The sequence below is a fragment of the Streptomyces poriferorum genome, from assembly GCF_019399235.1.
In the GTDB taxonomy this organism is placed as follows: Bacteria; Actinomycetota; Actinomycetes; order Streptomycetales; family Streptomycetaceae; genus Streptomyces; species Streptomyces poriferorum.
Map to the genome: position 1 here is coordinate 1 of NZ_JAELVH010000274.1, position 12,892 is coordinate 12,892.

Consider the following 12,892-nt stretch of genomic DNA (forward strand, 5'->3'; position numbering starts at 1 on the left):
CGAGGCGCCCGCACGGTCCGGGCGGACGTGGGAGCTCGACGTGGTGGTGACGGAGATCCACTGACCCGGCGGAGGCTTCGTTGCATCATGCGCAACGCTCGTTGCGTACGATGCGGCACCGGTGCAGGATGAGGGACATGACCTCCTCCGTACTGGACCTTGCCCCCGTCATGCCCGTCGTCGTGCTGGAGGACGCCGCCGACGCGGTGCCGCTCGCCCGGGCCCTGGTCGCGGGCGGGCTTCCGGCGATCGAGGTGACGCTGCGGACCGCCGCCGCCCTGGACGCGATCAGGGCGATCGCGGCGGAGGTCCCGGACGCGGTGGTCGGCGCCGGCACGGTGCTCTCGGCGCGGAACGTCTCGGACACCGTGGCCGCGGGCGCCCGGTTCCTGGTGAGCCCCGGCTGGACGGACGCGCTGCTGGACGCGATGAAGGCGTCGGGGGTGCCGTTCCTGCCGGGTGTCTCGACGACGTCCGAGGTGGTCGCGCTGCTGGAGCGCGGGGTCACCGACATGAAGTTCTTCCCGGCGGAGGCGGCGGGGGGCACGGCCTACCTCAAGGCACTGTCCGCCCCGCTCCCCCGGGCGAGGTTCTGCCCGACCGGCGGCGTCTCCCTCGCCTCGGCCCCCTCCTACCTGGCCCTGCCGAACGTCGGCTGTGTGGGCGGCAGTTGGATGGTCCCCGGTGACGCGGTGGCGGCCCGGGACTGGTCCCGGGTGGAGCGGCTGGCCGCCGAGGCGGCGGCGCTGCGCGGCTGAACACCACGAAGTCGCGCGGTTTCGCGTGCATGCTCCCCGGCTTCCGGGGCACGAGACCTTCAGGGACACGTGACCCGGCCTCCGGGTGACCCGGGTTCCGGCAGGCAATCCCCCGGCCTCCCGGAACCGCCTCGGCCCCGTCGGCCTCCCCCCGCCGACGGGGCCGAGCGCTGTCCGCAGACCCTTGGAGCGATCGGACGGCGGGCGCCCCCGACCGCCGTTCAGCGCAGGTGGGACGTGTCGTTCAGCAGTCGTACGGAGGCGTTGCCGTCCGCGTAGTAGGCCACGGCCGACACGGAGGCCGCCGAGAGCTCCATCCGGAACAGCGACTCCGGCGGTGCGCCCAGGGCCAGCCGGACCAGGGTCTTGATGGGCGTGACGTGCGTGACCACGAGGACCGTGCGGCCGGCATAGCGGCTGACGAGGCGGTCGCGGGTGGCGGCGACGCGGCGGGCCACCTCGGCGAAGCTCTCGCCGCCTCCGGTGGGGGCCGCCTTCGCGGAGGCGAGCCAGGCGTCCAGATCGGCGCCGTACCGCTCCCTGACCTCGCCGAACGTCAGGCCCTCCCAGGCACCGAAGTCCGTCTCGCGCAGCCCTTCCTCGATCCGGACCTCCAGGCCCAGCCGGGCCGCGACGGCGCCGGCCGTCTCGCGGCAGCGGCGCAGCGGGGAGCTGACGATCTCCTGGACCGTGCCCCGGGCGGCGAAGGCCTCGGCGGCGCGCTCGGCCTGTCCGCGGCCGGTGGCGGAGAGTTCGGGGTCGGTACCGCCGCTTCCGGAGAACCGCTTCTCCGGGGTGAGGGCGGTCTCGCCGTGGCGGAGCAGCACGAAGGTGGCGGGTTCACCGAGGTCCGGGGCGGCGCCCCAGCCGACCTTCGGGGTGGCCGTGGCGGAGGGTGCGGGGCGGTTCAGCGCCGCCCGGGCCCTCGCCGCACCGGCCGCCGCGTCGCCGGGCGGTCCGGAGACCGGTGGCAGCGCGGCGGCCACCGAGGACCTCGGGGTGTCGAGGTCCGCCGTCGAGGCGGACGGTTCCCACTGCCGGCCGCGCTTGCCCGCGTCCATCGCCTCGTTGGCGAGCCGGTCCGCGTGCTTGTTCTTCTCGCGCGGGATCCACTCGTAGGTGACGGCGGAGGCGGGCAGGACGCTCGCGGCCTCGGCCGCGAGCGGCTTCATGTCGGGGTGCTTGATCTTCCAGCGCCCCGACATCTGTTCCACGACCAGCTTGGAGTCCATCCGGACAAGGACCTGCGGCCCGTCGTCCGCGGGCCCGTCGGGCAGCAGCGCGCGCACGGCCCGGAGTCCGGCGATGAGGCCCCTGTACTCGGCGACGTTGTTCGTCGCGACGCCGATGTACTCGGCGGCCTCGGCCAGGGTCTCCCCCGTCGCCGGGTCGATGACGACCGCGCCGTAACCGGCGGGTCCCGGGTTGCCCCGGGAGCCGCCGTCGGCCTCGACGACGAACCGGCGCGGCTGCGGCATTACAGACCCGAGTCGGCGGTGCGGACCAGGATGCGGTGGCAGTTCTCGCAGCGCAGCACCGTGTCGGGGGACGCGGCCTTCACGTCGTTGACCTCGGTGATGTTGAGCTCGAGACGGCAGCCCTCGCAGCGGCGCTGGTAGAGGCGGGCGGCGCCCACCCCGCCCTGCTGCGAGCGGAGCTTGTCGTACAGCTTGAGGAGGTCCGCGGGGACGGAACCGGCGACGACCTCGCGCTCCTTGGTGACCGTCGCGGTCTCCGTGTCGATCTCCTGGGTCGCGGCGTCCCGGCGGGCGGTGGCGTCGTCGACCTTGGCCTGCACGGCGGCGACCCGGTCGGTCAGCTCGGCGACCCGCTCCTGGGCGGACTCGCGACGCTCCATGACCTCGAGGACGACGTCCTCCAGGTCGCCCTGGCGCTTGGCGAGGGAGACGATCTCGCGCTGGAGGCTCTCCAGGTCCTTGGGCGAGGTGACCGCGCCGGAGTCCAGGCGCTGCTGGTCGCGGGCGGCGCGCTGGCGCACCTGGTCGACGTCGTGCTCCGCCTTGGTCTGCTCGCGGGCGGTGTCGCTCTCCTCGGTCGTCGAGGCGACGAGGAGGTCGCGGAGCTGGGCGAGGTCGGCCGTGAGCGACTCGATCTCGGCGTGCTCGGGCAGGGAGTTGCGCCGGTGGGCGAGCTGGGAGAGGCGCTGGTCGAGGGCCTGGACGTCGAGGAGTCGGATCTGGTCGGCGGGCGCGGCGTTCAGTTGGGGGCTCCAGAAGAGTGGTGGGTGGTCCAGGGGTCGGTGACCTGCTTCGAGACGTGGACCCGCAGGTCCCATCCGTGGCGGTCGGAAATAGCGTCGAGCTGTGCGGCGGCCTGTTCGCACCACGGCCACTCGGTGGCCCAGTGTGCGGCATCGACCAGGCCGAGCGGCGAGTGCTGGACGGCCTCGGAGGCCGGGTGGTGGCGCAGGTCCGCGGTGAGGAAGGCGTCCACGCCGGCGGCGCGCACCGCGTCGAAGAGGCTGTCGCCCGATCCGCCGCTCACCGCGACGGTCCGTACGAGGGACTCCGGGTCGCCCGCCAGGCGGATGCCCTGCGCGGTGGCGGGCAGCCGGGCGGCTGCGCGGGCGGCGAATGCACCGAGGGTCTCGGGGTGGTCGAGCGTGCAGATCCGGCCGAGGCCGCGGCGGCCTGCGGGGTCCGTGGGGTCCGGGACGAGGGGCCGCTCGACGCGCAGGTCGAGGGCGCCGGCCAGGGCGTCGGAGACGCCGGGGTCCGCGGAGTCCGCGTTGGTGTGGGCCACGTGCAGGGCGACGTCGTGCTTGATGAGGGTGTGCACGACCCGGCCCTTGAAAGTGCCGGCCGCGACCGTCGTCGTACCGCGCAGATAGAGCGGGTGATGGGTGACGATCAGCTGGGCACCGAGCTTCAGTGCCTCGTCCGCGATCTCCTGTACGGGGTCGACGGCGAAGAGCACCCGGTCGACCTCGGCGTCCGGGTCACCGCAGACGGTGCCGACCGCGTCCCATCCTTCGGCCCGCCCGGGCGGCCACAGGGCGTCGAGCTCGGCGATGACTTCAGACAGACGGGGCACGGAGGAAAGGCTACCTGGCCTCCGTGCCCCGCATCCCATGGCCGGTCGGACCCGTGCCTTCGGACCGCCGGCCGGTCATGAATCGTTACGCGGCGCCGCGCGGTGAACAGCCGCGCGACGCCACGGGCCCTGGGGCCGGGTCGTTACTTGACGAGGTCCGCACGCAGGTCGTCGAGGACCAGGTTCGCGGCCGTGACGCCGAGGCCCAGGTACCAGGTCTCGTCGGAGACGTTCTTGGCCCGGCCCTCCTTGACGGCCTTCAGGTTCTTCCACAGCGGGTTGGCCTGGGTGGTGTCGCGCTTGGTGGCCTGCACGTCGCCGTACACACCGGTGAAGATCCAGTCGGCGTCGGCCTCGTCGATCTTCTCCGGGCTGATCTCCGCGGCGAGCTCGTCGATCTGCTGGTTCTCGGGCCGCGGCAGGCCGGCGTCGTCGAGGATGGTGCCGATGAAGGAGGCCTTGGCGTAGAGGCGGATCTTGTCCGGCAGGTAGCGGACCATGGAGATGACCGGCTTCTTCGGGCCGATGTCCTCGCCGAGCTTCTTCGCGTTGGCCTCATAGGCGCCGAGCGCCGACTTCGCCTTGGCGGTCTTGTCGAGCGCCGCGGCGTTGAGGAGGTAGTTCTCCTTCCAGGTGAAACCCGGACGGATGGAGAACACGGTCGGCGCGATCTTGGACAGCTCGTCGTACTTGTCCGCGGCGCGCAGCTGGCTGCCGAGGATCAGGTCGGGCTTGAGTCCGGCGATCGCCTCGAGGTTGAGGTTGTTGATCGTGCCGACGTTCTTGGGGTCGCCCGCGTCCTTCTTCAGGTACGACGGGATCGCGGCGTCGCCCTCGGAGGGGGCGTAGCCCACGGGCTTCACACCCAGCGAGACGACGTTGTCGAACTCGCCGACGTCGAGGACGACGACCCGCTTGGGCGCCGCCTTGAGCTCGGTCTTGCCCATGGCGTGCGTGACGGTGCGGGGGAACGTGCCCGCCGGGGCGTCCGTGCCGTACCCGGCGGTCTTCTTCGCCGCGTCGCCGAAGTCCTTGCCTCCGGTCGCGACCGCGGCCTTCTTGTCGCCGTCGGCCTTGTCGGCACCGGACCCGCCGTCGTCGCTCCCGCAGGCCGACAGGGAGAGGGCGGCCGCTACGGCCAGGCCGACTGCGGCAGTGCCGCGGCGACGAAGGGACATCACTTGCTCCAGTCGAGATACACACAGGTAACACTTAGGAATGCCTAACCTTAGACACCCGCATCCTCTGGAGCACAACCACCCCCGCCTTCTCAGGCGAATCCAGACATCGCCACCCTTATGTGTGAAGTGACGTGGCTCGCGTTGTTCGGCAGCAAGTGCGAAAACTAGCTTCGGTTGCCGGAGGTGACGCGTCGATGACTGCCTGTGCCATCGAGGACGAGGCCGCTGAGGCGGCCGGAACCGGCGAGACGGCGGAGCCGGAGTCCGACGAGCCGGACGGAGCCGAGAAGGCACCGGAGCCGGCCGGGGACTCGGCGGAGCCGGCCGAGAGCTCGGGAGAGCTGCCGGAGCCGCTGGGGCCGGCCCCTGGCGAAACGGTTTTGCCCGCGCTCGTACTCACGGCCACGCCACGGCCCACTCTCACGCTCACGGCCGACGGCGCCTACGCGGCACGGCTCACGGCCGGCCGTGACGCCGCCACCGGGACGGAGACCGCGCGGTACGCGGAGCGCTGGACGCTTGACGGCCCCGAGCCGTACGCCGTCCCGCTCCCTCTGGACCAGCCGGAGGAGGCAGGCTCGCAGGTGCTGCCGCTCGCCGACGGCCGGGTCCTGATCCGGCGCCGGGTCGCGGACCACCACACCTTCTCGCTGCTCTACCCGACCGGGCCCGGCACCGGCGAACACCCGCTGGGCGCCGTCGGATGCGCCGAGCTGACCCTGCTGCCGCCCTCACCGGACGGCTTCAGCGCGTACGCCCTGTCCACCGGTGCGTACTCCACCGGACTCTGGCGGGTGGCGGGCGGCGCGTCCGGCCCGGAGCACCTCACGGACCTGCCGGGACGCTGCTCCGGCGGGGTCTGGCTGGACCGGGCGGGCCGGCTGCTGGCCCTGGACAGGGAACCGGCCGGCGGCGGCCCGGTGAAGGCGGTCGCGGTGGACCTGGGCCGGGACGCCGAGATGACCCCCCTGCTCCAGATCGCACCGGACAGCAACGACCGGCTGCTGCTCGCCGATCCGGACAGCGGTCTGCTGCTGATCCGCTCCGACGCGCCCGGGCACGACCGGCTCGGCTGGGGGGTGCTGGGCAGCTGTCTCCCGGTGCGCTTCCCGGAGTGCCTGCGACTGCCGGATGCCGCAGTGACACCGTTCGCCGTGCAGCCCGGGCAGATGCTGATGCCGGAGAGCTGCGCGGTGGCCCTGCGGATCGACGGGGCGGCAGGCACCTGGGCCGGCGTCTGGCGCCCGTCGGGCCGCCGGCTGCATCAGCTCGCCGCGCCCGAGGGCTGGCTGGCCGGCAGCGGATCCTGGTCGCGTGACGGCGTACTGGGACTGCCGTACGCGAACGGGGACACGGCCTGCGCGGTGGCGTACCTGACGGCCCCCTCCGACCTGGAGCAGTCCGCCGGGGCGGCCCCGGCGGACTGCGCGGAAAGCGGTATGCAACCCTCCACCGCTGTAACGCCTCCTCCTGTGTGCAGACCCGTTCCCCTGGGGCAGGCGCCCCTCATGGGCCGTACGGCATCTGACTAGAGTTGAGCCGGGGATCTCACGCAATCGCGCACCGCGGTCGCCGACGGTGACCGTTCCCGGGCGGTGGCGCGAGGGCCCCGGAGACCAGCACGTAAGCGATCACAACGGGGTGACTTCCCAGATGTCTGAGGCGCGATCCGACACGACCCAGACGCGTCCGCCGGGGGCGGACACGCAACGGGCCGAAGCCGGCGGCTCCGGAAAGCACCGAGGGGGTGTGGCGACGGACGACTCGGCGGCTCAACCGCACGGCCGCCACCGCCGCCCCGCCGAAGGTGGCAGCAGGGCGGCCTGACCGCCCAGGAATTCCAACGAGGGATACGAGGGAGAGGAGGGCCCCCGCAGCCGGCCGGCAGCGGGGGCCCTCCTCTGTGCGCGTCCGGCCCGCGGTCAGCCGCGCTTGAGGCCCAGCACCTCCGCCGCCGCGAACGTCTCGTTCGGCGGCCGGTCCTCGTAGTACGGGGACAGCAGCTCGTCCAGCTCGTCGAAGGAGAACGTCTCCTTCGACGCGTCGAACTTCGCCGCCACCTTGGGGCGTTCGACGATCGCGACCATTGCGCCGTGCACGACGAGCAGCTGCCCGTTGACCTTGGCGGCCGCCGGGGACGCCAGATAGCCGACGAGCGGCGAGACGTGCTCGGGCGCGAGCGCGTCGAGCCGTCCGTCCTGCGGTTCCTCGAAGCCCGCGAAGACGTCCTCCGTCATCCGGGTCCGGGCGCGCGGGCAGATGGCGTTGGCGGTGACGCCGTACTTGGCCAGCGCCAGCGCGGTGGAGGTGGTCAGCCCGACGATGCCGCCCTTGGCCGCCGCGTAGTTGGGCTGGCCCGCCGAGCCGGCCAGGAAGGCCTCCGACGAGGTGTTGACGATCCGGCCGTAGACCGGGCCGCCGGCCTCCTTGGACCTCGACCGCCAGTGGGCGGCGGCGAAGTGCGTGGTGTTGAAGTGGCCCTTGAGGTGCACCCGTATGACCGAGTCCCACTCGTCCTCGGTCATCGAGAAGATCATCCGGTCGCGCAGGATGCCCGCGTTGTTGACCAGGATGTCGAGCCGGCCGAACGTCTCGACGGCCAGCTCCACCAGGGCGCGGGCCTGTTCGTGGTCGGAGACGTCGCCGAGGTGCGCGACCGCCCGGCCGCCGCCGGCCCGGATCTCCTCGGCGACCTCCTCTGCGGGTGCGGCGGACGCCTCGCCCGAACCGTCGCGGCCCGGCTGCCCGTAGTCGTTGACGACGACGGCCGCGCCGAGCCGCGCCAGTTCCAGCGCTTCGGCCCGTCCCAGGCCGCGGCCTGCGCCGGTGACGATCGCGGACAGTCCGTCCAGGGGAAGTGACATCGGTTCTCGGGGTCCTCTCGGGAGGGGGCGGGGCGATGCTGCGGGGCGTCAGAGTTCGATGCAGGTACGCAGCGACTCGCCGGTCCGCATCTGGTCGAGGGCGTCGTTGATGCCGTCGAGCCGTACCCGGTGGGTGATCATCGACTCCAGGTCGATACGGCCGGCCCGCCAGAGCGCGATGGCGCGCTCGTACGACCGGAGCACGTCCCCGCCCCCGTACATGGAGGGCAGGATCCGCTTCTCGTCGAAGAACAGCTCGAACATGTTGACCTGGAAGTTGTCGTCCATGGCGCCCGCGCCGACGATGCAGAGGGTGCCGCCGCGCCGGGTCTGCTCGTACGCGGTGCGGGCCGTGGCGGACTTGCCGACGACCTCGAAGACGTAGTCGAAGCCCTCGCCCGCCGTGATCCGCTGCTTGGCGTCGGCGAACTCGTCGGGCGAGACGGCCTCGGTCGCGCCGAACCGCAGCGCCGCCTCGCGCCGGGAGGCCACCGGGTCCACGGCGACGATCTGGGCGGCGCCGCTGCACCCTGGCCCCCTGGATGGTGGAGATGCCGACCCCGCCGCAGCCGATCACGGCGACCGACGAACCGGCCTCCACCTGGGCGGTGTTGATGGCGGCGCCGAGGCCGGTGGTGACCCCGCAGCCGATCAGCGCGGCGATCTCGAACGGCACGTCGTCGGGGATCGGCACCGCGCAGCCCGCGCCGACGACGACCTCCTCCGTGAAGGTGCCGGTGCCGGCGAAACCGAAGACGTCTCCGCCCGGGCGCTTGAAGTTGGGCGTGCCCGCGTTCATGAATCCGGCGAGGCAGAGGTGGGTCTGGCCGCGCTTGCAGGACGGACAGGCGCCGCAGGCCGGCAGCCAGCAGACCAGCACCCGGTCCCCCACGCCCAGCCCGGTCACCCCGTCACCGACGTCGATGACCTCGCCGGCGCCCTCATGGCCGGGGATGAAGGGTGCGGGCTGCGGCAGCACCCCGCTCATCGCGGAGATGTCGGAGTGGCACAGCCCGGTGGCCCGGACCCGCAGCTTCACCTTGCCGGGGCCGAAGCCCACCGCCTCGACGTCGTCGAGTACTTCGAGTTTGTCCTGGCCTATCTCGTGCAGTACGGCTGCGCGCATGGTGCGGCTCCCCTCACGGGCCTGTGGTGCATGTGGGATGGGTTCGGATTCGGGTTTCAGGAGCGCCCGGGTTCAGCGGTAACCGGTATCGCGAGCGCTCGAGTTCAGCGGGTGCCCGGCTTCACGAGCACGCGGACCGGGTGCCGGAGCATGCGGCCTCACGCGTACTCGACGAAGGTGTCGCTGAGGACCGCGGCGTTGTTCCGCTCCGCGGCCCGCACCTCGACCCGCACCTCGTTCCCGCCGCCGGTCCACATCTCGATGCGGAGGGTCTCGCCGGGGAAGACGACCCCGGTGAACCGGGCGCGGTAGGAGCGGATACGGGTCGCGTCGCCGCCGAGCACCGTATCGGTGACGGCCTTGAGCGTCATGCCGTACGTGCACAGACCGTGCAGGATCGGCCGGTCGAAGCCGGCCAGCGCGGCGAACCCGGGGTCGGCGTGGAGCGGGTTCCAGTCCCCGGAGAGGCGGTAGAGCAGCGCCTGGTCGGGGCGGACGGGCCTCTCCACCACGCGGTCACCGGCGACGGCGGCATGGACCCCGCGCCCGGAGGGCCCGCGCTCACCGCCGAAACCGCCCTCGCCGCGCACGAAGATCTCGGATTCGTTGGTCCAGAGCGGGCCGTCCTCGTCGGCGGCCTCGGTACGCAGCACCAGCACGGCAGCCTTTACCTTGTCGTACACCGCGGCGACCTTCGTGGTCGTCACGGCGCTGCCCTTCACCGGGAGAGGCCGGTGCACCCGTACGCTCTGCCCGCCGTGCAGGACGGCCGCGAGGTCGATGTCGACTCCGGGTGCGGAGAGGCCGCCGGCCATGGCCGTGCCGGCGCCCGCGACCGTGGCGAAGGAGGGCAGGACCTGGAGCCGCGACTCCAGCGTGTAGCTCAGCTCGCCGGGATCGACCGCGGGGTCGGCCAGATCGGGGCGGGCGCCCGCCCCGATCCCCAGGTGGTAGAGCTGGACGTCCTTGTGGTCCCAGCTGATCCGGCTGGTCCGGGGTTCGGCAGCGAGAGCTTTTTCGGCATCAATGGGCATGGGGAAGCTGCTCCTCGACGGTGAAAGACCTCGGTGCGGCCGTCCGCACCGTCGGCCGCACCGAGGTCGTGCGGGGACCGGTGACCGCGCCCGTTCTAGAACGCGTTCTAGCCGGTTGGCCCTATGTATAACGCAGCGCCCAGCACTTGGGAAGACTGCTGACGTCTCGTCAGATACCTTGGGTGGCCGCCCTTTCGGCCTCCGTCGCGGCAATGACATTTGTCATCGCGGAGTGCGTACATGCGCCTCTGCCGCGGCGGGTCCGGGCTCCGTAGCGTCGTATGCATGACGCAGACAACGGGGAACGGGGCCGCGGTGGTCTTCACCGGGGCGGTGAAGACCTTCGGCAGGGCCGGACAGCGGGTGCGGGCGGTGGACGGGATCGGGCTGACCGTCGAGCGGGGCGAGACCGTCGCCCTGCTCGGGCGCAACGGCGCGGGAAAGTCCACCGCGATCAGCCTGCTGCTCGGGCTGAACGAGCCGGACGCCGGCACGGTGCGGGTGCTGGGCCGCACGCCCGATCAGGCCGTCCGGGCGGGCCTGGTCGGCGCGATGCTCCAGGAAGGACAGCCCATACCGCGGGTGACCGTCCAGGAGCTGATCGCTTTCGTCGCCTCCACCTACCCGCGGCCGATGCCGGTCGCCGGCGCGCTGGACCTCGCGGGGGTCACGGAGTACGCGAACCGCCGGATCGACAAGCTCTCCGGCGGTCAGCTCCAGCGGGTCCGCTTCGCCGTGGCGTTGGCGGGGAACCCGGAGCTGATCGTGCTGGACGAGCCGACCGCCGCTCTGGACGTCGAGGCCCGGCACACGTTCTGGGACTCCATGCGGGCCTACGCCCGGCGCGGCAACACGGTGATCTTCTCCACCCACTACCTGGAGGAGGCCGACGAGAACGCCGACCGGATCGTGGTCGTCGACCGCGGCCGGATCGTGGCGGACGGCAGCGGCGAGGCCATCAAGACCGCGGCCGGCCACAGCCAGGTCTCCTTCGACCTGGCAGGCCGCTCCACCGAGGGCCTGGAGCTGCTGCCCGGCGTCGTGACCTTCGAGGTCACCGGGGACCGCGCCGTTCTGCACACGGAGGACTCGGACGCCACCGTCGTGGAGCTCGCCCGGCTGAACGCGATCCGCGGCCTCCAGGTGTCGCAGGCCTCGCTGGAGGCCGCCTTCCTCACCCTCACCGCGCCGGCCGCCGGCGCCTCCCGCCCCGAGAAGGAAGCCGTCTGATGTTCCGCTACGTCCTGCTCGAGATCCGCCGCACCCTGCGCGACGGCGCGTTCCTCATCTTCGGCACCGGCATGCCGGTGATGATGTACCTGATCTTCACCAACATCGGCGGGGAGGACGTCGACGGCTGGAAGACCGCCTCCATGGTCGGCATGGCCGCGTACGGCGCGCTGGGCTCCGCCATGTCGATCGGTACGGGCGTCGCCTCCGACAAGTCATTGGGCTGGCTCCAGCAGCTACGGGTCACCCCGCTCGCCCCCACCCACGCGGTGGTCGGCCGGGCGATCAGTGGTTCGGTGACCGTGCTCCCGACGATCCTGACGGTGCTGCTCGCCGGCGGCCTGGTCAACGGCGTGAGGATGGCGGTCTGGCAGTGGGCCGCGCTGATCCTCCTGCTGTGGATCGGCGCGCTGCCCTTCACCATGCTCGGCCTGGGCAACGGCTACCGGCTCACCCCGCAGGGCACCGGCGTGGTCAACATCGCCTGCCTGACGGGCTTCGCGGTTGTCGGCGGGCTGTGGTTCCCGCTGGAGCTGCTGCCCGAGTGGCTGCGTTCCGTGGGCCGGTTCACCCCCGCCAACCGCTTCGCCGACCTCGGCTGGGCCGTCACGGACGGCCACTCCCCCGGCGTCACGACCGTCGGCGTCCTGTGCGGCTGGCTCCTGCTGTTCGGCACGTACGCCGTGATCTCGTACCGTCGGTCCGCGAGGACCGTGTGACGGGAGTGAACATGTCCAGGAACGGAAGAGCGGCCCGGAAGGAACGGCGACGGCTTCGGAAGGAAGGGCGCCGGCCCGGCCCGCCGGGACCGTACGCCCTGCTGCCCTGGCTGCTGATGGGCCTGGGTTCCTTCTCCAACCTCTTCCAGGGCGAGACGCCCAACCCGTGGATCGGCGGGATCGGGCTGCTCGCCTTCAACTCCCTCTACATCTCCGTGGTGTTCCGGGGCTTCGTCAAGGAGAAGCGCGAGAGCCCGCTGTCGTACGTCCTGCTGGGCGCGATGGCCGCCATCACCTTCGGACTGGCGATCGGCTACGGCGGCAGCTGGCTGCTCTTCTTCCCGCTGCTCTCCCTGGCGTGCGGCACCATCCTGCGCCACCGCTGGCTCGTCGCCGGGCTGCTCGGCCTCGCCGTGGCGGCCTGCCTGATCGCGGTGTGGCGCGACGACAGCACGTCGACACCGTGGACCCTGGGCTACGGGACGTTCATCTCGGGTGCGGTGACAGCCGCGATCCTCACCCTTTCGGAGACGGTGATGGAGCTGCGCTCCACCCGCCAGGAACTGGCCCGCACCGCCGTCGAGAAGGAGCGGCTGCGCTTCTCCCGCGATCTCCACGACCTGCTGGGCCACACTCTCTCGGTGATCGTCGTCAAGTCGGAGGCGGCGCGCAGGCTCGCGCCGCGCGACATGGACGCGGCGCTCTCACAGGTCGCCGACATCGAGTCCGTAGGCCGGCAGGCGCTCACCGAGATCCGCGAGGCGGTCACGGGCTACCGCGAGGGCAGCCTGGCCACCGAACTCGACCGGGCCAGGTCCGCACTGACCGCCGCCGGAATCGAACCCTCGGTCCGCCGCTCGGGCCCCCCGCTCGCACCGCAGGCGGAAGCGCTGCTGGGCTGGGTGGTGCGGGAAGCCGTCACCAAC

At 72.2% G+C, this 12,892-nt stretch carries 11 protein-coding genes and 1 pseudogene; 5 read left to right on the plus strand and 7 right to left on the minus strand.

Annotation, left to right across the window (positions count from 1 at the left end):
- The first annotated feature begins 137 nt into the window (after positions 1 to 137).
- On the plus strand, positions 138 to 758 hold the full coding sequence (eda, locus tag JGS39_RS32355; protein WP_219573309.1) for a bifunctional 4-hydroxy-2-oxoglutarate aldolase/2-dehydro-3-deoxy-phosphogluconate aldolase: 621 nt from the start codon (positions 138 to 140) through the stop codon (positions 756 to 758).
- A gap of 221 nt (positions 759 to 979) precedes the next feature.
- Here eda and JGS39_RS32360 read toward each other — a convergent pair whose 3' ends face one another.
- The 4 genes from JGS39_RS32360 to JGS39_RS32375 all read right to left on the minus strand — a co-directional run bounded on the left by JGS39_RS32360 (position 980) and on the right by JGS39_RS32375 (position 4,990).
- Complete coding sequence (locus JGS39_RS32360; protein ID WP_219573310.1) at positions 980 to 2,236, minus strand: bifunctional RNase H/acid phosphatase; 1,257 nt, start codon at positions 2,234 to 2,236, stop codon at positions 980 to 982.
- Positions 2,236 to 2,979: a zinc ribbon domain-containing protein gene (locus tag JGS39_RS32365; protein ID WP_219573318.1), complete on the minus strand. Its 744-nt coding sequence runs from the start codon at positions 2,977 to 2,979 to the stop codon at positions 2,236 to 2,238. Before JGS39_RS32365 ends, JGS39_RS32360 begins: the two co-directional genes overlap by 1 nt.
- The gene (locus tag JGS39_RS32370) at positions 2,976 to 3,812 is read right to left on the minus strand and encodes a Nif3-like dinuclear metal center hexameric protein (protein WP_219573311.1); all 837 of its coding nucleotides are present in this window, start codon (positions 3,810 to 3,812) and stop codon (positions 2,976 to 2,978) included. The genes JGS39_RS32365 and JGS39_RS32370 overlap by 4 nt, the downstream gene beginning before the upstream one ends.
- A gap of 143 nt (positions 3,813 to 3,955) precedes the next feature.
- Positions 3,956 to 4,990: an ABC transporter substrate-binding protein gene (locus JGS39_RS32375; RefSeq protein WP_219573312.1), complete on the minus strand. Its 1,035-nt coding sequence runs from the start codon at positions 4,988 to 4,990 to the stop codon at positions 3,956 to 3,958.
- Between the two features lie 197 nt (positions 4,991 to 5,187).
- Here JGS39_RS32375 and JGS39_RS32380 point away from each other — a divergent pair, with 197 nt between their 5' ends.
- Positions 5,188 to 6,525: a hypothetical protein gene (locus JGS39_RS32380; RefSeq protein WP_219573313.1), complete on the plus strand. Its 1,338-nt coding sequence runs from the start codon at positions 5,188 to 5,190 to the stop codon at positions 6,523 to 6,525.
- A 390-nt stretch (positions 6,526 to 6,915) separates the two neighbouring features.
- Here the strand turns inward: JGS39_RS32380 and JGS39_RS32385 are convergent, their stop codons facing one another.
- From JGS39_RS32385 to JGS39_RS32395, 3 genes and pseudogenes are all read right to left on the minus strand, one after another.
- A complete protein-coding gene (locus JGS39_RS32385; RefSeq protein ID WP_219573314.1) occupies positions 6,916 to 7,857 on the minus strand; it encodes a 3-oxoacyl-ACP reductase in 942 nt (313 codons plus the stop codon).
- 48 nt (positions 7,858 to 7,905) lie between these two features.
- Positions 7,906 to 8,983: pseudogene (locus tag JGS39_RS32390) on the minus strand (Zn-dependent alcohol dehydrogenase).
- A gap of 158 nt (positions 8,984 to 9,141) precedes the next feature.
- Positions 9,142 to 10,017: a MaoC/PaaZ C-terminal domain-containing protein gene (locus tag JGS39_RS32395; RefSeq protein ID WP_219573315.1), complete on the minus strand. Its 876-nt coding sequence runs from the start codon at positions 10,015 to 10,017 to the stop codon at positions 9,142 to 9,144.
- 285 nt (positions 10,018 to 10,302) lie between these two features.
- Here JGS39_RS32395 and JGS39_RS32400 point away from each other — a divergent pair, with 285 nt between their 5' ends.
- The 3 genes from JGS39_RS32400 to JGS39_RS32410 all read left to right on the plus strand — a co-directional run.
- Positions 10,303 to 11,247, plus strand: coding sequence for an ABC transporter ATP-binding protein (locus JGS39_RS32400; RefSeq protein WP_236064202.1), 945 nt, complete (start codon positions 10,303 to 10,305; stop codon positions 11,245 to 11,247).
- On the plus strand, positions 11,247 to 11,966 hold the full coding sequence (locus JGS39_RS32405; protein WP_219573316.1) for an ABC transporter permease: 720 nt from the start codon (positions 11,247 to 11,249) through the stop codon (positions 11,964 to 11,966). The genes JGS39_RS32400 and JGS39_RS32405 overlap by 1 nt, the downstream gene beginning before the upstream one ends.
- A gap of 11 nt (positions 11,967 to 11,977) precedes the next feature.
- A partial coding sequence (locus tag JGS39_RS32410) for a sensor histidine kinase (RefSeq protein WP_219573317.1) occupies positions 11,978 to 12,892 on the plus strand: 915 nt, incomplete at its 3' end.

Bases quoted from the DNA above. Each gene is read 5' to 3' on its own strand.
- eda (WP_219573309.1), top strand. From the start codon at position 138: ATGACCTCCTCCGTACTGGACCTTGCCCCCGTCATGCCCGTCGTCGTG.
- JGS39_RS32360 (WP_219573310.1), bottom strand. From the start codon at position 2,236: ATGCCGCAGCCGCGCCGGTTCGTCGTCGAGGCCGACGGCGGCTCCCGG.
- JGS39_RS32375 (WP_219573312.1), bottom strand. From the start codon at position 4,990: ATGTCCCTTCGTCGCCGCGGCACTGCCGCAGTCGGCCTGGCCGTAGCG.
- JGS39_RS32380 (WP_219573313.1), top strand. From the start codon at position 5,188: ATGACTGCCTGTGCCATCGAGGACGAGGCCGCTGAGGCGGCCGGAACC.
- JGS39_RS32385 (WP_219573314.1), bottom strand. From the start codon at position 7,857: ATGTCACTTCCCCTGGACGGACTGTCCGCGATCGTCACCGGCGCAGGC.
- JGS39_RS32395 (WP_219573315.1), bottom strand. From the start codon at position 10,017: ATGCCCATTGATGCCGAAAAAGCTCTCGCTGCCGAACCCCGGACCAGC.
- JGS39_RS32400 (WP_236064202.1), top strand. From the start codon at position 10,303: ATGACGCAGACAACGGGGAACGGGGCCGCGGTGGTCTTCACCGGGGCG.
- JGS39_RS32405 (WP_219573316.1), top strand. From the start codon at position 11,247: ATGTTCCGCTACGTCCTGCTCGAGATCCGCCGCACCCTGCGCGACGGC.